Raw genomic sequence first — 19,488 nt, 5'->3', positions numbered from 1 at the left:
ACCACCTGTTGCGACAAAAACAACAAGCTCAGGAGAACTTTCATGGACAGCCTCAAACTCGCCGCCCGCCGCTGGTGGTACATCATGCCGATTGTCTTCATCACCTACAGCCTGGCCTACCTGGACCGCGCCAACTATGGCTTCGCCGCCGCCTCCGGGATGGCCAACGACCTGCAGATCACCCCGGGGCTGTCCTCGCTCCTGGGGGCGCTGTTCTTCCTCGGCTATTTCTTCTTCCAGGTGCCGGGGGCGATCTACGCGCAAAAACGCAGCGTGAAGAAGCTGATCTTCGTCAGCCTGATCCTCTGGGGTGGCCTGGCCACCCTCACCGGGATCGTGTCCAACACCTACATGCTGATCGCCATCCGCTTCATGCTCGGGGTGGTGGAAGCGGCGGTGATGCCGGCGATGCTGGTGTACCTGTGCCACTGGTTCACCCGGGCCGAACGTTCCCGGGCCAATACCTTCCTGATCCTCGGCAACCCGGTGACCATGCTCTGGATGTCGGTGGTCTCGGGCTATCTGGTGGAGCATTTCAGCTGGCGCTGGATGTTCATCGTCGAAGGCTTGCCGGCGGTGCTCTGGGCCTTTATCTGGTGGCGCCTGGCCGATGACCGGCCCAGCCAGGCCCAGTGGCTCAGCCCCCAGGAGAAGCAGGACCTGGAAAGCGCCCTGGCCGCCGAACAGCAAGGCATCAAGGCGGTGAAGAACTACGCCGAAGCCTTCCGCTCGCCCAAGGTGATCATCCTCGCCCTGCAGTTTTTCTGCTGGAGCATCGGGGTCTACGGTTTCGTCCTGTGGCTGCCGTCGATCCTCAAGCACGGCGCGCAAATGGACATGGTCGAAGCCGGCTGGCTCTCGGCCCTGCCCTACCTGGCGGCGGTGATCGCCATGCTCGCGGTGTCCTGGGGTTCGGACCGGACCCAGAAGCGCAAGCGCTTCGTCTGGCCGCCGCTGCTGGTGGCCGCCATCGCCTTCTACGCCTCCTACCTGCTGGGTGCCGAGCACTTCTGGTGGTCCTACGGCCTGCTGGTGATCGCCGGAGCCTGCATGTACGCGCCCTATGGGCCGTTCTTCGCCATCGTTCCGGAGATTCTCCCGGCCAACGTGGCCGGCGGCGCCATGGCCCTGATCAACAGCATGGGGGCCCTGGGCTCCTTCGGCGGCTCCTATCTGGTGGGCTACCTGAACAGCGCCACCGGCTCCCCCGGTGCCTCCTACCTGCTGATGAGCGGCGCGCTGCTGCTCTCGGTGCTGCTGACCCTGCTGCTGACGCCCGGCGCCGGAGCGCCTCGGGCCAAGGGCCTGCCCCTGCCGCGCCGCCTGGCCCACTCCTGAACTGCCACAGAGAACCGTCATGAAAAAACACCTGGTGCTGTACAAGAAACTCTCGCCGTCGCTGATGGCGCGCCTGCGGGAACAGACCGAGGTCACCCTGATCGAGGACCTGAGCCCCAACGGCCTCAAGGCCCTGCGCCAGGCCCTGCCCAGCGCCGACGGACTTCTGGGCGCCAGCCTGCGCCTGGACGCCGAACTGCTGGACCTGGCACCGCGCCTGCAGGCGGTGGCCAGCGTCTCGGTGGGGGTCGACAACTACGACATCGACTACCTGACCCAACGCGGGATCCTGCTCAGCAACACCCCGGACGTGCTCACCGAAACCACCGCCGACACCGGCTTCGCGCTGATCCTGGCCACCGCCCGGCGGGTGGTGGAACTGGCCAACCTGGTGCGCGCCGGGCAATGGCAGCGCAACATCGGTCCGCTGCATTTCGGCAGCGACGTGCACGGCAAGACCCTGGGCATCATCGGCATGGGCCGCATTGGCGAGGCGTTGGCCCAGCGCGGGCATTTCGGCTTCGGCATGCCGCTGATCTACCACAGCAACCGCCCCAAGCCGGCGGTGGAACAACGCTTCAATGCCCGCTACCGGAGCCTGGAGCAACTGCTGCAAGAGGCCGACTTCATCTGCCTGACCCTGCCCTTGACCGAGAAGACCCAGGGGCTGATCGGCCGCCGCGAACTGGCGCTGATGCGCCCGGAGAGCATCTTCATCAATATTTCCCGAGGCAAGGTGGTGGACGAAGCGGCGCTGATCGAAGCCTTGCAGGCCCGGCGGATCCGCGGCGCCGGGCTGGACGTGTTCGAGCGCGAACCGCTGGACCCGGACTCACCGCTGCTGCAACTGCCCAACGTGGTGGCCACCCCGCACATGGGCTCGGCCACCCACGAAACCCGCGAAGCCATGGCCCGCTGCGCCGTGGACAACCTGCTGGCGGCCCTGTCCGGCCAGCGCCCGCCCAACCTGGTCAATAGCGCCGCGTGGAGCCTCGGGACACGACAGACCGGTTAAGGAATTGCCCCCACCACGCCCCTCGCGACCGTAGGAGCTGGCTTGCCAGCGAAGGCGCTCGCCTGGGCGATGCAAGACCTGATGGCCGCTTCGCCGGCAAGCCGGCTCCTACGAAAATATCGTGCAGTGCCAGGGCGACCGTAGGAGCTGGCTTGCCGCGAAGGCGCTCACCAGGGCAATGCAAGACCTGGTGGCCGCTTCGCCGGCAAGCAGGCTCCTACGAAAATATCGTGCAGTGCCAGGGCGGCCGTAGGAGCTGGCTTGCCAGCGAAGGCGCTCACCAGGGCAATGCAAGACCTGATGGCCGCTTCGCCGGCAAGCCGGCTCCTACGAAAATATCGTGCAGTGCCAGGGCGGCCGTAGGAGCTGGCTTGCCAGCGAAGGCGCTCGCCAGGGCGATGCAAGACCTGATGGCCGCTTCGCCGGCAAGCCGGCTCCTACGAAAATATCGTGCAGTGCCAGGGCGGCCGTAGGAGCTGGCTTGCCAGCGAAGGCGCTCACCAGGGCGATGCAAGAGCTGATGGCCGCTTCGCCGGCAAGCCGGCTCCTACGAAAATATCGTGCAGTGCCAGGGCGACCGCAGGAGCTGGCTTGCCAGCGAAGGCGCTCGCCAGGGCGATGCAAGACCTGATGGCCGCTTCGCCGGCAAGCCGGCTCCTGCAAGAGGCGACGCGGTACGTCTGGCGCCTAGGGGTGGCGGGTGGGGGGACGGCGTTCGAGGAGTTCGCCGGTGCAGCGGGCAATGCGCCGGCAGGCTTCGGCCAGGCGCTCGCAGTCCAGCACCAGGCCGATGCGGATGTGCCCCGCGGCGCTGGGGCCGAAGGCTTCGCCGGCCAGCACCGAGACGCCATGGCCCTCCAGCAGGCAGTCGGCGAAGGATTGGGCGTCCAGCCCGGTGCTGCGCACGTCCACCATGACGAACATGCCGCCGTCCGGGCGGATCGGCGCCAGGCCCGGGCACTGGCTCAGCAGCGAACACACCAGGTCCCGGCGCCGCCGGTACTCTTCGCGCATCTGCGCCACCTCCGGCAGGTCGCGGTCCAGGGCCACCACCGCGGCGTTCTGCACAAAATCCGGCAGGCCATAGAGCATGCACAGGGACAGGTTGCTCAGGTGCCCGGCCAGGGTCGGCGGAGCAATCACCCAGCCCACCCGCCAACCGCTCATGGCGTGGGACTTGGACAGGCTGTTGATGGTGGCGGTGCGCTCGCCCATGCGCGGCAGGCTGCCCGGACTGAAGTGCCGGCCCTCGTACAGCAGGTCACAATAGACCTCATCGGAAATCAGCCACAGATCGTGGGCAAGGCACAGCCGCGCCAGGGCTTGCCAGTCGTCCAGGGACAGGCTGGCGCCCGAGGGGTTGTTGGGACTGTTGAGCAGCATGGCCCGGGTACGCGGGGTGATCCGCGCCGCCACTTCCCGCGGATCGACGCGAAACCCCTGCTCGGCGCGCACCGGCACCGGCACGATGCGGGCTGCGCAGGCACCGAACACGCCTTCGTAGGTGACGTACATGGGCTCGGCCACCAGCACCTCGTCCCCGGGATTGAGCAAGCACTGGGCCACGGAGAACACCGCGCATTGCGCCCCGGGCAGCACCACCACGTGTTCGGCGTCGACGATCTGCCCGCTGCGCCGATGGTGATGCCGGGCAATGCAGCTGCGCAGCGCCAGATTGCCGCGCACGTCCGAATAGTGAGTGTCCCCGGCCAGCAGGCTGTCGATCGCCGCCTGGACCACGGGCCTGGGGGTGTCGAAGTCCGGGTCGCCGATGGTCAGCAGCAACACGTCCCTGCCCTGCTCGCGCAAAGCCAGGGCCCGGTAATGGATGTTCCAGGCCGCGGAACCTTCACCGGCGATCCGTTGGGTCAGGGCTGAGTAGCGCATCGTTTTCTCCATGAAAGATGCCTCAGGCAAAACCCTAGGTGCTGCCGGGCCGCTCGTCGAGCGCCCGGACCCACCGTTCGTGCCCCTAGATCACGAAACGCCCGACCATGGTGTTGAGGTCCACCGCCAGGCGCGACAGCTCGTGGCTGGCGGCGCTGGTCTGGTCGGCGCCGGCCGCCGACTGGGTGGCCAGGTCACGGATGTTGACCAGATTGCGGTCCACTTCACGGGACACCTGGGCCTGCTCTTCCGAGGCGCTGGCGATCACCAGGTTGCGCTCGTTGATCTGATGGATGGACTGGGCGATCTGCTCCAGAGACTCGCCGGCGGCACGGGCCAGTTGCAGGGTGCTCTGGGTGCGCTGGTTGCTCTGCTGCATGGACTCCACGGCTTCGCCGGTGCCGTTCTGGATGCCGGCCACCATCTTCTCGATTTCCTGGGTCGACTGGGCGGTGCGATGGGCCAGGGCCCGCACCTCGTCGGCCACCACGGCAAAGCCGCGCCCGGCCTCGCCGGCCCGGGCCGCCTCGATGGCGGCGTTGAGCGCCAGCAGGTTGGTCTGCTCGGCGATGGCGCGGATCACGTCCAGCACCTTGCCGATGTCCCGTCCCTGGGCCGCCAGCCCTTCGATCATCAGCGAAGTGCTCTGCACGTCCTGGGCCATGGTCTGGATCGCCTCGACGGTCTGCACCACCCGGTCGCGGCCATCGCGGGCAGCCTGGGTCGATTGCTGGGAGGCCTCGGAAGTGGACACCGCGTTGCGCGCCACCTCCTCCACCGCCGCGGTCATTTCGTTGACCGCGGTGGCCGCTTGTTCGATCTCGGTGTTCTGCTGCTGCACCCCGCGGGAGGCTTCTTCGGTAACCGCGCTGAGTTCTTCCGAGGCCGAGGCCAGCTGGGTTGCCGAACCGGCGATCTGTTCGATGGTCCGGCGCAGGCTGGCCTGCATCTCGGACAAGGCGCGCAGCAGTCGCGCCGGTTCGTCCTTGCCGTCGACCTCGATGACCTGACGCAGGTTGCCACCGGCAATGACCTCGGCGGCGTTCAGCGCCTTGTTCAGGGGGGTGACGATGCTGCGGGTCAGCAACAGCGCCAGGACGATGGTCAGCACGGCGGCGATCACCGCGACGATGACGATCCCGGTAATGGCCCCGCTGTAGTGCTCGCCGGCGGCCTGGGAGGCGCTCCTGGCTCCGGCGGCGTTGATTGCGATGAGCTTGTTCAACTGCTCGCCCATCTGGTCGGTGCCGTCCTTGATCCGGGTGTTGATCAGGTTGCGCAGCTCATCCAGCTTGTCCTGGCGCGACAGTTCGATCATTTCCTTCTGCGCCTGCAGGTAGTTCTCCAGGGTCAGGGCGAAGGCCTTGTAGAGGTCCGCCTCCTCCCCAACCATGGGCAGCGCCGCATAACCGGACTGGGCCTGCCGGACCTTGTCCACCAGCACACCGATGCGCGTCTGGGCTTCGGCCAGCCCCGCCGGGTCGCGGTTGACCAGCACCCGGAACGAGAGAATCCGCAGGCGCAGCACGTTCTCCGTGAGGTTGCCGAGAAAGCCGACGCTGGGCAGCTGGTTGCTTTCCATGTCGATCGACGCTTCGCGGATGATCGACATGCGATTGACTGCAAACACCCCCAGCACCACGACCAGCAGGGCAATGAAGGCAAAACCGAGAAAAGCACGAGGGGCGATATTCAGGTTACGCAGAGACATAGGGCGACTCTCGAAGGAGAACGGGGCGGCGGGCATCCATGCCATTGACCGTCAGGCGCATCAGGGGCTGCACCGACGAGGGACACCACGGAACCAAGGCTCGTGGGCCTATAGGAGATATCGGCCGAACTTGAGCTTTTATATGGCTGATTCGCAAAAATATTTCTGAATATGACAAGTGTTTCAGGCCTGATACAACGCGATTCGAAGTGAATCGATAAAGCGGCAAAATGCCAGTATCCGGCGCCGGCCACCTGCCGCCCCCGGCGCCATGGAAAGTGCAAGTCATTCGCCGGAAAAGCCATTTTTTCAGCGCCGGCGCCTGCCCATCATGGGCCCAGTCCATAAAAACAACGCAGAGACTGGATATGAAACCTGAAGACTTTCGTGCCGCAACCGACCGCCCGCTGACCGGTGCCGAATACCTGGCCAGCCTGCGCGACGACCGTGAAATCTACATCTATGGCGACCGGGTCAAGGACGTCACCACCCACCCGGCCTTCCGCAATTCGGCGGCCTCCATGGCCCGCCTGTACGACGCCCTGCACGACCCGGCCACCCGGGAGCAACTGTGCTGGGACACCGACACCGGCAACGGCGGCTACACCCATAAATTTTTCCGCTCGGCGAAAAGCCCCGACGAACTGCGCCAGCAGCGCGACGCCATCGCCGACTGGTCGCGCCTGACCTACGGCTGGATGGGCCGCAGCCCCGACTACAAGGCCGCCTTCGGCAGCGCCCTGGGGGCCAACCCGGAGTTCTACGGGCGCTTCGCGGACAACGCCCGCACCTGGTACAAGCGCATCCAGGAAGCCTGCCTCTACCTCAACCACGCCATCGTCAACCCGCCCATCGACCGCGACAAACCGGTGGATCAGGTCAAGGACGTGTTCATCTCGGTGGACGAGGAAGTCGACGGCGGGATCATCGTCAGCGGCGCCAAGGTGGTGGCCACCAACTCGGCCCTGACCCACTACAACTTCGTCGGCCAGGGCTCGGCCCAGCTGCTGGGGGACAACACCGACTTCGCCCTGATGTTCATCGCCCCGATGAACACCCGCGGCATGAAGCTGATCTGCCGCCCGTCCTACGAACTGCAGGCCGGCATGACCGGTTCGCCCTTCGATTACCCGCTGTCCAGCCGCTTCGACGAGAACGACGCGATCCTGATCATGGACAAGGTGTTCATCCCCTGGGAAAACGTGCTGATCTACCGCGACTTCGAGCGCTGCCGCCAGTGGTTCCCGCAAGGCGGTTTCGGTCGGCTGTTCCCCATGCAGGGCTGCACCCGGCTGGCGGTCAAGCTGGACTTCATCACCGGGCTGCTGGTCAAGGCCCTGCAATGCACCGGCTCCCTGGAGTTTCGCGGGGTCCAGGCGCAAGTGGGCGAAGTGGTGGCCTGGCGCAACCTGTTCTGGTCGCTGACCGACGCCATGCACGGCAACGCCAGCGAATGGATGAACGGCGTCTACCTGCCCAGCACCCAGGCCCTGCAGGCCTACCGGGTACTGGCGCCCCAGGCCTACACCGACATCAAGAAGATCATCGAGCAGGTGGTGGCCAGCGGCCTGATCTACCTGCCCTCCGGCTCCCGCGACCTCAAGGACCCGCTGCTCAACCAGTACCTCGGCACCTACTGCCGGGGTTCCGGCGGCATGGGCCACGAAGAGCGGATCAAGATCCTCAAACTGCTCTGGGACGCCATCGGCACCGAGTTCGGCGGGCGCCACGAGCTGTACGAGATCAACTACGCCGGCAGCCAGGACGAGATCCGCATGCAGTGCCTGCGCCACGCCCAGGCCAGCGGTTCGATGAAGGCCATGACCGACCTGGTGGACAAGTGCCTGGGGGACTACGACCTCGACGGCTGGACCGTGCCGCACCTGAGCAACCCCGACGACATCAACATGCTCGACCGCATCCGCCAATAGCCGCGAGGCCGGCGTGTGTAGGAACTGGCTTGCCGGCGAAAGCGCCCGCCAGAGCACCACAAGGCTCAGCGCCCTCTTCGCCGGCGAGCCGGCTCCTACCGAAAAGGCCAATGTCCACCTGTTGTCGTAGGAGCTGGCTCGCCAGCGAAGACGCCCGCCAGAGCACCACAAGCCCCAGGCCCGCTTCGCCGGCAAGCCGGCTCCTACAGCTTGAGCCCGCCGTCAGCCCCGCGTTGGCAGCCAGACGTCCGGCCGCCCTGCGCCCACGAGGAATTCGTCATGTCTGTACTCGATCCCAAGCAACTCGCCTTTCGCAACGCCATGGCGCACATGACCGCAGCGGTCAACGTCATCACCAGCAACGGCCCCGCCGGCCGCTGCGGCATCACCGCCACCGCGGTCTGTTCGGTTACCGACAGCCCGCCGACCCTGATGGTCTGCGTCAACCGCACCAGTGCCCTGAACCCGGTGTTCAAGGGCAACGGCCAGCTGTGCGTCAACGTCCTTAGCGGCGAACACGAAGACGTGGCCCGGCATTTTGCCGGCATGACCGGGGTGGCCATGGACCAGCGCTTTGGCCTGCATCCCTGGCGCGACGGCCTGCAGGCCCTGCCGGTGCTGGATGGCGCCCTGGCCAGCCTCCAGGGGCGCATCACCGAGGTCCAGGAAATCGGCACCCATTCGGTGATGCTGGTGGAGCTGGATGAAATCAGCGTGCGCGAACAGGGCGATTCGCTGGTGTACTTCAGCCGCTGCTTCCACCGCCTGCAGCACCCCTGCCCGGCCGCCTGATCGCCCCGCTGCAGCGGCTAGGACCCAGGGCAATCCGGCTGGTGCAGGCCGAAGCACACACCTTGGGGGTCGTGACACAGGCAGAACCGCCCGAAGCCCGGCTCAGGGGGGCTGATGTCCCCCGCGCGGCCCCCCAGGGCCAGAACCCGGGCAACGCTATCCGTCATGTCGCTGACCCGGAAGTACAGGACCATGCGCGACTGCGGATCGTCGCCGTGCACCCCGACCCGCACCGAGGGCGCCTGCAACCAGGCGTCCTGCGTGGCTCCCATCGGTTGCGGCGACCAGCCGAACAGCCCCTGGAAAAACACCCGTGACTGCGGGCCATCGACCACACCTATTTCCACATGAGAAAGGCTACCGGACATACATCCTCCACGTTCAAGAGACAGAGCCGTCACTGTCCGCCGCAACGGCTTCGTGAGTCTTGAACAAAACTGACCAGGCCACTCAACTCTCCCGGCCTTCGAGCAAGGATGCCGGTTTGCCGGGAATATCGGCCCAGCCGCCCCGGGCATAGGCGCCCGGGGAACAGCCGGCGAAGGCCTGGAACTCCCGGGTGAAGTGGCTCTGGTCGCTGTAGCCGCACAGCACCGCCACCTGCACCAGCTCCAGCACCGGGCGCACTTCCAGCAACTGCTGGGCGCGGGCAAAACGAAGGTGCCGGGCGCAGGCCTTGGGCCCTTGTCCCAGATGGGCCTTGAAGCGACTGGCGAAGTGCCGGCCGCTGCAGCCGGCCTGCTGGCTCAGATCACGGATCGAGGTGCCGCCAGCGCTTCGCTGCAGTTGCTCCCAGGCCCGGCGCAGCCTCTCGGGCACCTCGCGGTGCGAGTTGCGCAAACGCTCGACAAGAAAGGTTTCGACTCGCTGCAATCGACTCGTCCAGCAAGGGGTTTCTTCCAGGGCCTCGACCAACAAGCCGACCGACGGGCCCCACAGTTCCGGCAAATCCAGCCAAGGGCTGGCGAGCACTTGGCCATCGCCCTGAAACAGGCGGTACGCGGCCCAGGGCGGTAGCTCCACCTCGATGCATGAATGCACACCGCTCTGCTCGACGATCAGCGGAGCGGCCGGGCGGCTGACCACGAACGCCTGGCAACGCTGCTCGCGCCCATTGGCGGCGAGCCCGTAGGGGGACGCCAGCCCGAGCACCAGCTTGACCTGTGGCTGCGCGATCTCAAGCCGTCGCACGGTGCCCGGCAGCGTCTCGCTGAAGCCGTACAAGCGCGCGCCCCAGGGCCGCAGCCTGAGGGCATCAAACCCGCTGACGCAGTGCGAGACGGGCAAGGGCTGCCTGGGCATCGAACTCACTCCCAATGCTGATCACGGATCGACCCGCCCAAGCATAAGCGAACAACGCCACTGGGCCATGGGCCACCTCCTGCATCTGTAGGATGGCGGCCGCCGCCCCAGCCATCGATACTCGTCCCAGGCCCTGCCCACGTCCCCCAGGCGTACGGTCCTCAACCACTTCCGTGACGAAAACAATAACAACGTCGCACAGAGGTACAGCCCCATGAACCGACCCGATCACGCTCCGGCCAGCCTGTTGCAGGCCTTCAGCGAGCTGACCCTGGACTTGCAGCAACTGGCGCAGAACAAGGACATCGAAAGCCTTCACCCCCATGCCCTGGCGCGCATCGGCAGACTCTTGCCCTTCGACAGCGCCTGGTGGGGGCGCGCCGCCCTGGTGGACGGCCTGCCGGATGAGCACAGCTGCTACCTGCACCGCCTGCCGCCGAGCTACCTGCCGGACTGGCAATCGATCCGCCACACCGATGTCACCGTGCGCCGGGTGCACGAAGTGCCGGGCCGGGCAGTGATCGTCGACATGGCCGACCCGGACAACGGCGCCGGCCTCAACTGGCTGGGTCGCCAGTACCACATCGGCGAACTGCTGTGCGTGGTGCACATCGACCCCCATACCCAGCTGAACAACCACCTGGCCCTGTACCGCGCCCCGGGAGCGACGCGCTTCAACCAGGACGACTGCCATCTGCTGAACAACCTGATGCTGCACCTGGTGGCGGCGGTGTCGGCCAATCAGATCCGCACCCTGGTGGCGATGCGCGAAAGGCTCAGTCGCCCGCGCAACCTGGCCCTGGCGGTGTGCGACCAGCGCGGCGTGCTGCAGTGCGCCGAACGGGGGTTTGTCGACCTGCTGCTCAATGAATGGCCGCGGTGGAACGGTCCGCAACTGCCCATGGCTTTGGACAGCAACGGCTTCGAGGGCAAGCGCCTGCAGATCGACTGCTCGGCCGTGGGCGACCTTTACCTGCTGGCGGCCCGCAGCCGCGCCCTGCTGCCCAAGCTCAGCCCCCGGGAAAACGCCGTCGCCCAATGCTTCGGCGACGGCAAGACCTACAAGGAAGTGGCCCGGGACCTGGGCATGTCGCCCAACACCGTGCGCCATCACATCCGCGCCATCTACAGCAAGCTCGGAGTCAAGGACAAGGCACGCATCGCCCAGTTGCTCCACGCCCCGCCCGACTGATCCAGACCGCTGATCCGCACTGACTGGCGCCGTCGTGTTTGACGGCCACGGGCAGCCTTTGCCTGTTTTTTGCCCCACTGCCGCGTGCCGGCGAGCCATTCGCCGAATAACAACACCGACAAGAGACGCACCGCCCATGACAAGGATTCCGACCCGTATCGCCCTGGCCCTGGCTGGCTCCCTGGCCAGCCTGTCGCTCAACGCCGCGGACCTCAACGCCCGCGACTTCTTCGCCGCCCCCCCGGGCACCAGCCTCGGCGTGCTGTACCTGCCCGCCACCCGCGCCGGCGATTTCCACGGCCCGGCCGACAGCAGCGGCAAGGCCGATCTGCGGATCAACGCCATGGCCTACCGCCAGGTGTTCTTCAGCGACCTGTGCGGCACCCTGTGCACCCCACAGTTCATCGTGCCCTTCGCCGACATCAGCGCCCGCCTGCCCGGCGCCGAGCGCCGCAGCGGCGAAAGCGGCTTCGGCGATCCCCAGGTCGGTGGCACGCTGTTCTTCATCAACCAGCCGCAAACCCGCACCTACAGCGGCCTGCTGACCCTGGTCACGCTGCCCCTGGGCGAGTACCACGGGCGCAACCCGGACGTGTCACCCGGGGCCAACCGCTGGGGCGCGACCTTTGTCTACAACTACACCCAGGGCCTGGGGGAAAAATGGGTGCTGGAAGCCAACCTCGAAGCCCAGCTCTATGGCAGCAACAACGACTATTTCGGCAGCGACCTCAAGCAGGACCCGCTCTATCGCCTGCAGGCCTTCGCCTCCTACGACTTCACCCCCGCCACCTACGGCGCCCTGCGCCTGATCCACGCCGACGGCGGCGAACTGCGGATCAACGACCGGCGCATCGACGACACCCACAAGCGCTACACCCAGGTCGGCTTCGAGCTCGGGCACTGGCTGGACAAGCAGAACCAGCTGCTGTTCAGCCTCTCGCAAAACGTCGCCACCGAGAACGGCTTTGCCGGCACCGATGCCTTGCTGCGCCTGGTCCACGTGTTCTGAACCCCTTGCCTGCGGAGCCTTTCCATGACCACCCGAAACCCCACCTTGAGCGTCACCTCACACCTCAGCCACCCGCCTCTGGGCCTGCTGGCGGCCATCGTGCTGTTCGCCGCCATCACCCCCGCGGTGCTGTTGACGGCCCCGGCCATTGCCGCGCAACTGGCCAGCCAATGGCAACTGAGTCCGACCCGGATCGGCGACCTGTTTTCCGCCGAGCTGGGGGCCATGAGCCTGGCCACGCTGCCGGCCATCTGGTGGCTGAAACACATCGACTGGCGACGGGCGGCGTTGTGCAGCGCCCTGCTGTTCATCGTCGCCAACCTGCTGTCGATGCTGGCCCACGACTATTCACTGTTGCTGATGGCGCGCCTGTGCAGCGCCCTGGCCGGCGGCTCGCTGATGATCATCTGCCTGGCCAGCGCCGCCGCCAGCCCCACGCCCAGCCGTGCCTACGGCTTCTGGGTAATGGGCCAGCTGGTGCTGGGGGCCATCGGCCTGAGCCTGCTGCCCATGCTCTTCCAACGCTTCGGCCTGGGCGCCTGCTACCTGATCCTGGCGCTGCTGATGACCCTGTGCCTGCCCCTGGTCCGCTGCTTTCCATCGGGGGCGGCGCGCCCAGGCGCCGACGCACCGCCGGCACCGGCGATCTCCCGATTCAAGGCGGGCCTGGGGATTCTCGGCATCCTCACCTTCTACATCAGCCTCAGCGGGGTCTGGACTTTCATCGGCGCCATCGGCAGCCAGTCCGGCCTCTCGGCCCAGACCAGCGGCGACATCCTGGCCATCGCCACCCTGATGGGCATCGTCGGGGCGCTGTGCGCCACCCTGTTCGGCGACCGCCTGCCGCGCAGCGCCCTGCTCCTGCTGGGCTACGGCCTGATGGCAGGCTCGGTGCTGCTGCTTCTGGACCAGCCGCAGCTAGCGCGTTTCGCCCTGGCGGCGCTGGTGTTCAAGTTCACCTGGACCTTCATCCTGCCGCTGATCCTGGCGCGCATGGCCGAGATGGACCGCAGCGGCCGGCTGATGAATGCCTCCAACCTGGTGATCAGCGCCGGTCTGGCCATAGGCCCGTCCCTGGCCGGGCGCCTGATCGAAAGCAGCGGCGGTTTCCAGGGACTGTTGCTGGGCGGCGCACTGATCACCCTGGCATCCCTGGCCCTGGTGCTCGGTTGCCGCCCTCCTCGCTAGCCACCCGCCAAGCGCCCCGGTCGGCAGCCGGGCTGCGCTGCCCCTTTCCCCTGAAAAATGGACATCACCATGACCTGCAAAACCGCGTTCTTCTTCGATGAACTCTGCCTGTGGCACAGCGGCGGCCCCCATGTGCTGACCCTGCCGGTGGGCGGCTGGGTGCAACCGCTGTCCGCCGCCGGACACGCCGAATCCCCGGAAACCAAGCGCCGCCTGAAAAGCCTGATGGACGTCTGCGGCCTGACCCGACAATTACAGGTGCACAGCGCCCCACCTGCCAGCGAGGCGGACCTGCTGCGGGTCCACCCTGCCGACTACCTGCAACGCTTCAAGGCCCTGAGCGATGCCGGCGGCGGCCAGCTGGGGGATGAAGCACCGGTGGGGCCGGGCAGCTATGAAATCGCCAAGCTGTCTGCCGGTCTGGCCCTGGCCGCGGTCGACGCCGTGCTCAGCGGCGCAGCCGACAATGCCTATGCCCTGTCGCGGCCACCGGGACACCACTGCAAAGCCGACCAGGCCATGGGGTTCTGCTTTCTGGCCAACATCGCCATCGCCATCGAAGCCGCCAAAGCCCGCCACGGCCTGGGCAAGGTGGCGGTCGTCGACTGGGACGTGCACCACGGCAACGGCACCCAGTCGATCTTCGAGGAACGGGCCGACGTACTGACCCTGTCCCTGCACCAGGATGGCTGCTTTCCACCGGGTTATGGCGGTGAACACGAGCGCGGACGCGGCGCCGGCCTGGGCTGCAACATCAACGTCCCGCTGCTGCCCGGTGGCGGCCATGACGCCTACCTGTACGCCATGCGGCAGATCGTGGTGCCGGCCCTGGAGCGCTTCGAACCCGAGCTGATCATCGTCGCCTGCGGCTACGACGCCAACGCCGTGGACCCGCTGGCGCGGATGCTGCTGCACAGCGATTCGTTCCGCGAGATGACCCAGTACCTGCGCGACGCCGCCGAGCGCCTGTGCCATGGGCGCCTGGTGCTGGTGCACGAAGGCGGCTACTCCGAGGCCTACGTGCCTTTTTGCGGGCTGGCGACCCTGGAGGCGCTATCGGGCATCCGTACCGCGGTCCAGGACCCGATGCTGGAATTCGTGCGCCAGCAGCAGCCCAAACCGGACTTCGCGGCCTTTCAGCGCCAGCTGCTGGACCGCCAGGCCGCGGCCATAGCGGCCGCCACTCGCTGATCCGCCCCGCTCCCTTCCGGGGCTGATGTCCAGCGGCAAGACGCCGGGCATCAGCCACCGCCTGCCTTACCCCCCCTCCCAGCCGCCTTGCGCCCCAGGCCAAGGGTCGCCAGCAAAGCCCATTGAGCGGCGCCCCGGGGCCGATGCCCGGCCGGCGCTTCTCTGCCCGCCGCCGCGCAAGCTGATCCGGCACATTCGCCCCGACAAAGGCCAAAGGTTTTCTATTCTCTCCTCAACCACCTGACCCGCAGGTCCGATTCCTCGCCGTTCCCCTAAAGAACAACCCTTGCGTGCCGCAGCAACGCGCCCTTGCCTTCGGGACGGGTGTGTCGCGCGCCGGGGCCTGTCCGTCTGCTTGCCCACCCTCCCCGGTTGCCAGGATTTGCCACTGATCGGGGGCTTGCCTATCCGCTGAGACAAAGGAGATGTCCATGGACCGCAAGACCAAGCACTACCTCGACGAGATCGACTTCTGGCAGCGGGCCCGCGCCCGCCTGTTGCAGCACGCGGCCCAATGGCGCGAGCCTCCCCCTGGCCCGGGGCAAGCCGCCGTGCTCGATGCCGCCAAGGAACCGCTGGGCGATCTGTTGCAGCGCTGCGGCCTGGACGCACTGCGTCGCGACTCCGAACAGGCTGCGCCATCCCGCTACGGGGCCGGCGGGAGCACGCCGCCGACGGAACCGGCGGACTGAAGCCGCGTGGGCAGCACGGCGGCTAGGACGACTCCCGGGCCCGGGCCTCAGTGGGGGTCAGCTGATAGCGGGCCTTGAACGCCCGGGCAAAGTGCGCCTGGCTGGCAAAGCCATGGCGATAGGCAATCTCGCTGATATCCAGGCCCGCGCCCTGGGGGCTGCCCAGCAGTTGGCGGGCCAGATGCAGGCGTTTTTCCAGGATGAAGCGACTGGGCACCGTGCCCTCCAGGGCAAACAGCCGGGCCAGGTGCCGGGGAGAGATGCCGGTCTGGGCCGCCACCCGCTCGCAGCTCAGGGACGGGTCGGCCAGTTGTTCCTGGATGCACTGCTTGGCCGCCAGCAGATAGGCCCCGCTCAGGGCGTTGATCGGCCGCTCGCCCGCCTGCCCGGCAATCAGGCTGGCCAGCAGTTCGAAAGCCTGTTCCTGGTAGGCCTCGGCCTCGCCGCACAGCGGCTGCTGGAAGAACTCCCGGGTGCGTTCGCCCAGGGTGCGCAACAGCAGGCGCTGGACGCCGGTCTGCACGCCGATCTTGAGGGGCCGGTCGAAGCGTTTCAGGCAGCGCTCGGCGAACTGCACCTGGGGGATGTCGAAGATGAACTGGCGCATCGCCCCGGAGAAGCCGAACAGGTAGGGCTTGTCGGTGCGATAGACCACCAGCTCGCCCGGTTCCAGGACCTGGCAGGCGCCATCCTGGTAGAAGAACGAGCCGCTGCCGCTGACCAGCGAGACGAAGATCGATTCCTTGGGCACGCCGCGGATCATCGAGCTGTCGCGCTCCACCACATGCTGGTTGCCGACGATGCAGGCCAGGCGCATGGCGCTCAGTTGCAGGTTGTCCTGGCGCGCGCGAAATCCGCTCTCGGCGTAGGAATTGCACTTGAGTCCCACCAGGGTGGTGGCGTTGTAGTCCTCCCAGAACCTCAGGCGTTGGTCCAGGTCGACCGCCTGGGTGCTGGCGTGCCGGGTTTCGAGCAAGGCGCATGGAGACATTGTTGTTCTTCTCATGGGCGGCGGGATGTTCCCCGGACGGCAAGGCTCGGCCCGGGCACCTGGGACCCCATGATCGGCGGGTCGCGGCCATTCATTAACATCTGAACTATATGGCCTGTCAACTTCAACCGCTGTCGCCGCCGAGCGCCTGGACGCCCTTGGCGCATCGCTGGCTGCGGTCGGAAAAATCTCGTCCGAAACAGGCAAACAATGGGTCCGATCCGAGCAAACCCGTTGCCCGGCCTCCCCCTAAAGTCGGCGCTGTAGCTGCCATGACTGCCCTCGCGGCAGCCCGGGTTCCCCCTATGACCAGCATCGAGATCAACCATGCCTGAAGCCGCCACCCGTGAATTCTGGAAAGACCTGCAGCCCATCGCCCACTGCTTCAAGCCCGACGCCAAGCCCGAGGTCTACCTGCCGAATGCTGCCAGCGACGACCTGAGCCTGTACGTGCCCTTCACCGAAACCGTGTCGTCGCGGCCGCTATGGATTTCCCCCAGCGAGAACCGCTGGTGCGACATCCTCATGGCCCGCAGCGCCGGGCTGGTCAACCGCCATTACCACCCCCACGAAGTCTTCGCCTACACCCTGTCCGGCAAGTGGGGCTACCTGGAGCACGAATGGACCGCCAGCGCCGGCGACTTCGTCTACGAGACGCCGGGCGAAGGCCACACCCTGGTGGCCTACGAGCATGAACAACCGATGCGGGTGTTCTTCATCGTCAAGGGCCCGCTGATCTGGCTCGACCAACAGGGCGAGCCCGACGGTTATTTCGACGTGCATTCCTACATTGCCCTGTGCCGCGAACACTACGAAAAGATCGGCCTGGGCGCGGCCCATATCGACACCCTGTTTCGCTGATCGACGTGGCTCACGCCTCCTTTGGAGAACCACCATGGCTTATAAAAACAACAAGGCCGGTTACCAGAACACCTTGCTCGGGGTGCTGTTCCTGACCTTCGGCTTCGTCTTTTTCGATCGTCTGGCGCTGTCCTTCCTGTTCCCCTTCATGGCCGACGAACTGCAATTGAGCAACAGCCACCTGGGCATGCTGTCGTCGGTACTGGCCCTGGCCTGGGCCGTGTCCGGGGCCCTGGTGGGCGCCTGGTCGGACCGCAGCGGCAGGCGCAAGCCGCTGCTGATCGTCGCGGTGCTCCTGTTTTCCCTGTGTTCGGCGCTTTCCGGGCTGGTCACCGGCTTCCTCAGCCTGCTGCTGTTTCGCGCCATCATGGGCCTGGCGGAAGGGCCGATCCTGCCCTTGTCGCAATCCTTGATGGTGGAGGCTTCATCGCCCCAACGCCGGGGCCTGAACATGGGCCTGCTGCAAGGCTCGGCGGCGGGCCTGCTGGGGGCGGTGATCGGCCCGCCGGTGCTGATCGCCCTGGCCGAAGCCTATGGCTGGCGCCACGCCTTCATCGTCTCGTTGCTTCCGGGGCTGCTGATCGCCCTGCTGATCTGGCGCTTCGTGCACCCGGACCCGCCACGGAGCGAATCCCGAACCAACGCCGCACCGAGCAAGGGCAGCGGACATCGGCTGGCCTTGCTGAAAAGCCGCAACATCGTGCTCTGCACCCTGATCAGTTGCGTGTTCCTGACCTGGTTCATCATCCTGATTTCCTTTACACCGACCTTTCTGGTCAAGGTCCGCGACTACAGCCCGGCCAGCATGGGCACGGTGATGAGCTGCCTGGGCGGCGCCTGGGTGGTGTGGGGCTTCGGCGTGCCGGCGATCTCCGACCGCATCGGCCGACGACCGACCCTGGTGCTGTTCTCGCTGATCGCCGCCTGCTGCCCGATCGCCCTGCTCTACGCCACCTCACCCTGGATGCTCGGCGCAATGATGCTGCTGACCTACACCGGCCTGGGCTGCTTCACCCTGTTCATGGCCACCATCCCGGCGGAAACCGTGCCCCGGGAGGTGATGGCCACCGCCCTGGGCATGATCATGGGCATCGGCGAACTGGTGGGCGGCTTCGTCGCCCCGACCCTCGCCGGCTTCGCCGCCGACCGCTTCGGCCTGTCCATCGTCATGTGGATGTCCTGTGGCGGCGCCTTGCTGGCGGCGCTGCTGGCGCTGTTCCTCAAGGAAACCGCCCCGGCGCTGCTGGCCCGTCAACAGCGCCAGCACACCTCCTCTGTCCTGCAAGGAAACCAGCCATGAACGCACTGCGTTGGCACGCCGCCCGGGACCTGCGCCTGAGCCAGGTGCAACTGCGCCAGCCCGGCCCCGGGGAAGTCCTGCTGCAGGTCGCCTACTGCGGTATCTGCGGCAGCGACCTGCATGAGTACGCCGATGGGCCGCACTCGATTCCCCATCAAGAGGCCCATCCGCTGTCCGGCTGCCGGGCGCCACTGACCCTGGGCCATGAGTTCTGCGGTCAGGTGGTTGCCCTGGGCCCCGGTGTCGATCCGAGCCTGCTGGGGCAGCGGGTGGCGGTGGAGCCGGAGTATCGCTGCGGCGAATGCCAATACTGCCGCATGGGCCAGTACAACCTCTGTGAATCCATGGGCTTTATCGGCCTGATGGGCGACGGCGGTTTTGCCGAGCAGGCCCGGGTGCCCGCCTACATGCTGCACCGGCTGCCAGAGCGCGTCAGCTTCAAACAGGCCGCCGTGCTGGAGCCGGCGGCGGTGGCCTACCACGCCCTGAACCAGAGCAGCCTGCTGGCCGGCGACAGTTGCGTGGTGTTCGGGCTGGGGCCCATCGGCCTGTTGCTGGTCCTGCTCGCACGGCTGCGGGGCGTGGAGCGCATCTACGCCGTGGACCTGGACCCCGAGCGCCGGCGCCTGGCCCTGGAACTGGGCGCCAGCGCCGCCCTGGACGGCGCCGACCTACAGCTGCAGGAGCGCCTGCGGCAACTGAGCGACGGCGGCCTCGACACGGCCTTCGAGGCCGCCGGCAGCCAGCAGACCCTGAGCCATGCCCTGCACTGCCTGCGCAAGGGCGGTGAGGCCGTGCTGGTGGGCCTGATGGGCCAAGTGCAGGTCGACGCCTTCCACCTGGTGAACCACGAACTGCGCCTGCTCAGCAGCGTCGGCTACCGCCATGTGTACCCCGAACTGATCGAGCTGCTGGCCAGCGGACGCCTGGACCTGTCGCGGCTGGTGACCCGCTGCCTGGCCCTGGAGCAGGCGGTGGAACAGGGCTTCGAGGCGCTGTTGCACGACAAGAGTCAGATCAAGGTGCTGGTCAACCCGACGCCGGCCCTGGCCGAGGCCTGACTGGCTGCGTTCAACACTCAAGACAAA

16 protein-coding genes and 2 pseudogenes are annotated in these 19,488 nt (G+C 66.8%); 12 read left to right on the top strand and 6 right to left on the bottom strand.

Translation table 11 applies throughout. The features are described 5' to 3' along the window. Positions 1-42: 42 nt before the first annotated feature. Positions 43-1,338: an MFS transporter gene (locus tag ACMGG8_RS17990; protein ID WP_414158057.1), complete on the top strand. Its 1,296-nt coding sequence runs from the start codon at positions 43-45 to the stop codon at positions 1,336-1,338. A 19-nt stretch (positions 1,339-1,357) separates the two neighbouring features. Then, a complete protein-coding gene (locus tag ACMGG8_RS17985; RefSeq protein WP_414158056.1) occupies positions 1,358-2,353 on the top strand; it encodes a 2-hydroxyacid dehydrogenase in 996 nt (331 codons plus the stop codon). 687 nt (positions 2,354-3,040) lie between these two features. Here ACMGG8_RS17985 and ACMGG8_RS17980 read toward each other — a convergent pair. From ACMGG8_RS17980 to ACMGG8_RS17970, 3 genes and pseudogenes are all read right to left on the bottom strand, one after another. Further along, a complete protein-coding gene (locus ACMGG8_RS17980; RefSeq protein WP_060839561.1) occupies positions 3,041-4,240 on the bottom strand; it encodes a pyridoxal phosphate-dependent aminotransferase in 1,200 nt (399 codons plus the stop codon). 85 nt (positions 4,241-4,325) lie between these two features. Then, positions 4,326-4,925 (bottom strand): annotated as a pseudogene (locus ACMGG8_RS17975) (methyl-accepting chemotaxis protein); the annotation flags it as partial. 306 nt (positions 4,926-5,231) lie between these two features. Further along, a pseudogene (locus ACMGG8_RS17970) lies at positions 5,232-5,951 on the bottom strand (MCP four helix bundle domain-containing protein); the annotation flags it as partial. Positions 5,952-6,319: 368 nt separating this feature from the next. Between ACMGG8_RS17970 and hpaB the strand changes: the two are divergent. Together hpaB and hpaC are read left to right on the top strand one after the other, a co-directional pair. Next, positions 6,320-7,882, top strand: coding sequence for a 4-hydroxyphenylacetate 3-monooxygenase, oxygenase component (gene hpaB / locus ACMGG8_RS17965; protein ID WP_060843774.1), 1,563 nt, complete (start codon positions 6,320-6,322; stop codon positions 7,880-7,882). 279 nt (positions 7,883-8,161) lie between these two features. Continuing rightward, a complete protein-coding gene (hpaC, locus tag ACMGG8_RS17960) occupies positions 8,162-8,674 on the top strand; it encodes a 4-hydroxyphenylacetate 3-monooxygenase, reductase component (RefSeq protein ID WP_060839564.1) in 513 nt (170 codons plus the stop codon). Positions 8,675-8,691: 17 nt separating this feature from the next. Here the strand turns inward: hpaC and ACMGG8_RS17955 are convergent, their stop codons facing one another. Together ACMGG8_RS17955 and ACMGG8_RS17950 are read right to left on the bottom strand one after the other, a co-directional pair. Then, positions 8,692-9,042 (bottom strand): VOC family protein, encoded by a 351-nt coding sequence (locus ACMGG8_RS17955; RefSeq protein ID WP_060839565.1) that lies wholly within the window; start codon positions 9,040-9,042, stop codon positions 8,692-8,694. 82 nt (positions 9,043-9,124) lie between these two features. Further along, positions 9,125-9,976 carry a helix-turn-helix transcriptional regulator gene (locus ACMGG8_RS17950; protein WP_414158055.1) on the bottom strand — a complete coding sequence of 284 codons (852 nt, stop codon included), beginning with the start codon at positions 9,974-9,976 and terminating at the stop codon, positions 9,125-9,127. A 214-nt stretch (positions 9,977-10,190) separates the two neighbouring features. Here ACMGG8_RS17950 and ACMGG8_RS17945 point away from each other — a divergent pair, with 214 nt between their 5' ends. The 5 genes from ACMGG8_RS17945 (at position 10,191) to ACMGG8_RS17925 (ending at position 15,248) form a co-directional block, all read left to right on the top strand. Then, the gene (locus ACMGG8_RS17945; RefSeq protein WP_414158054.1) at positions 10,191-11,168 is read left to right on the top strand and encodes a helix-turn-helix transcriptional regulator; all 978 of its coding nucleotides are present in this window, start codon (positions 10,191-10,193) and stop codon (positions 11,166-11,168) included. Positions 11,169-11,304: 136 nt separating this feature from the next. Further along, a complete protein-coding gene (locus ACMGG8_RS17940) occupies positions 11,305-12,177 on the top strand; it encodes a transporter (RefSeq protein WP_060843776.1) in 873 nt (290 codons plus the stop codon). Positions 12,178-12,201: 24 nt separating this feature from the next. Continuing rightward, positions 12,202-13,365 (top strand): MFS transporter, encoded by a 1,164-nt coding sequence (locus ACMGG8_RS17935; RefSeq protein WP_060843777.1) that lies wholly within the window; start codon positions 12,202-12,204, stop codon positions 13,363-13,365. 69 nt (positions 13,366-13,434) lie between these two features. After that, entirely contained in the window at positions 13,435-14,556 is a 1,122-nt protein-coding gene (locus ACMGG8_RS17930; RefSeq protein ID WP_414158053.1) for a class II histone deacetylase, read from the top strand. A gap of 425 nt (positions 14,557-14,981) precedes the next feature. Next, positions 14,982-15,248 carry a hypothetical protein gene (locus ACMGG8_RS17925; protein ID WP_414158052.1) on the top strand — a complete coding sequence of 89 codons (267 nt, stop codon included), beginning with the start codon at positions 14,982-14,984 and terminating at the stop codon, positions 15,246-15,248. Between the two features lie 22 nt (positions 15,249-15,270). Here ACMGG8_RS17925 and ACMGG8_RS17920 read toward each other — a convergent pair whose 3' ends face one another. Continuing rightward, the gene (locus ACMGG8_RS17920) at positions 15,271-16,239 is read right to left on the bottom strand and encodes a helix-turn-helix domain-containing protein (RefSeq protein WP_060839572.1); all 969 of its coding nucleotides are present in this window, start codon (positions 16,237-16,239) and stop codon (positions 15,271-15,273) included. 327 nt (positions 16,240-16,566) lie between these two features. Here ACMGG8_RS17920 and ACMGG8_RS17915 point away from each other — a divergent pair, with 327 nt between their 5' ends. Genes ACMGG8_RS17915 through ACMGG8_RS17905 form a run of 3 tightly spaced genes read left to right on the top strand, consistent with a single transcriptional unit; the run spans position 16,567 to position 19,461 of the window. Further along, positions 16,567-17,100: a 2,4'-dihydroxyacetophenone dioxygenase family protein gene (locus tag ACMGG8_RS17915; protein ID WP_060839573.1), complete on the top strand. Its 534-nt coding sequence runs from the start codon at positions 16,567-16,569 to the stop codon at positions 17,098-17,100. A 34-nt stretch (positions 17,101-17,134) separates the two neighbouring features. After that, complete coding sequence (locus ACMGG8_RS17910; RefSeq protein WP_414158051.1) at positions 17,135-18,400, top strand: MFS transporter; 1,266 nt, start codon at positions 17,135-17,137, stop codon at positions 18,398-18,400. Further along, complete coding sequence (locus ACMGG8_RS17905) at positions 18,397-19,461, top strand: 2,3-butanediol dehydrogenase (RefSeq protein ID WP_414158050.1); 1,065 nt, start codon at positions 18,397-18,399, stop codon at positions 19,459-19,461. Before ACMGG8_RS17910 ends, ACMGG8_RS17905 begins: the two co-directional genes overlap by 4 nt. The last annotated feature ends 27 nt before the right edge of the window (positions 19,462-19,488 follow it).

It is taken from the genome of Pseudomonas sp. BNK-45 (assembly GCF_047456255.1).
Lineage (GTDB): Bacteria > Pseudomonadota > Gammaproteobacteria > Pseudomonadales > Pseudomonadaceae > Aquipseudomonas.
Note: the sequence above shows the minus strand (reverse complement) of the source record. Positions and strands in the feature narration are given on the sequence as shown.

What these genes read in the sequence shown, in the direction of transcription:
- ACMGG8_RS17990 (WP_414158057.1), top strand. Translation starts at nt 43, where the DNA reads ATGGACAGCCTCAAACTCGCCGCCCGCCGCTGGTGGTACATCATGCCG.
- ACMGG8_RS17985 (WP_414158056.1), top strand. Translation starts at nt 1,358, where the DNA reads ATGAAAAAACACCTGGTGCTGTACAAGAAACTCTCGCCGTCGCTGATG.
- ACMGG8_RS17980 (WP_060839561.1), bottom strand. Translation starts at nt 4,240, where the DNA reads ATGCGCTACTCAGCCCTGACCCAACGGATCGCCGGTGAAGGTTCCGCG.
- hpaB (WP_060843774.1), top strand. Translation starts at nt 6,320, where the DNA reads ATGAAACCTGAAGACTTTCGTGCCGCAACCGACCGCCCGCTGACCGGT.
- hpaC (WP_060839564.1), top strand. Translation starts at nt 8,162, where the DNA reads ATGTCTGTACTCGATCCCAAGCAACTCGCCTTTCGCAACGCCATGGCG.
- ACMGG8_RS17955 (WP_060839565.1), bottom strand. Translation starts at nt 9,042, where the DNA reads ATGTCCGGTAGCCTTTCTCATGTGGAAATAGGTGTGGTCGATGGCCCG.
- ACMGG8_RS17950 (WP_414158055.1), bottom strand. Translation starts at nt 9,976, where the DNA reads ATGCCCAGGCAGCCCTTGCCCGTCTCGCACTGCGTCAGCGGGTTTGAT.
- ACMGG8_RS17945 (WP_414158054.1), top strand. Translation starts at nt 10,191, where the DNA reads ATGAACCGACCCGATCACGCTCCGGCCAGCCTGTTGCAGGCCTTCAGC.
- ACMGG8_RS17940 (WP_060843776.1), top strand. Translation starts at nt 11,305, where the DNA reads ATGACAAGGATTCCGACCCGTATCGCCCTGGCCCTGGCTGGCTCCCTG.
- ACMGG8_RS17935 (WP_060843777.1), top strand. Translation starts at nt 12,202, where the DNA reads ATGACCACCCGAAACCCCACCTTGAGCGTCACCTCACACCTCAGCCAC.
- ACMGG8_RS17930 (WP_414158053.1), top strand. Translation starts at nt 13,435, where the DNA reads ATGACCTGCAAAACCGCGTTCTTCTTCGATGAACTCTGCCTGTGGCAC.
- ACMGG8_RS17925 (WP_414158052.1), top strand. Translation starts at nt 14,982, where the DNA reads ATGTCCATGGACCGCAAGACCAAGCACTACCTCGACGAGATCGACTTC.
- ACMGG8_RS17920 (WP_060839572.1), bottom strand. Translation starts at nt 16,239, where the DNA reads ATGTCTCCATGCGCCTTGCTCGAAACCCGGCACGCCAGCACCCAGGCG.
- ACMGG8_RS17915 (WP_060839573.1), top strand. Translation starts at nt 16,567, where the DNA reads ATGCCTGAAGCCGCCACCCGTGAATTCTGGAAAGACCTGCAGCCCATC.
- ACMGG8_RS17910 (WP_414158051.1), top strand. Translation starts at nt 17,135, where the DNA reads ATGGCTTATAAAAACAACAAGGCCGGTTACCAGAACACCTTGCTCGGG.
- ACMGG8_RS17905 (WP_414158050.1), top strand. Translation starts at nt 18,397, where the DNA reads ATGAACGCACTGCGTTGGCACGCCGCCCGGGACCTGCGCCTGAGCCAG.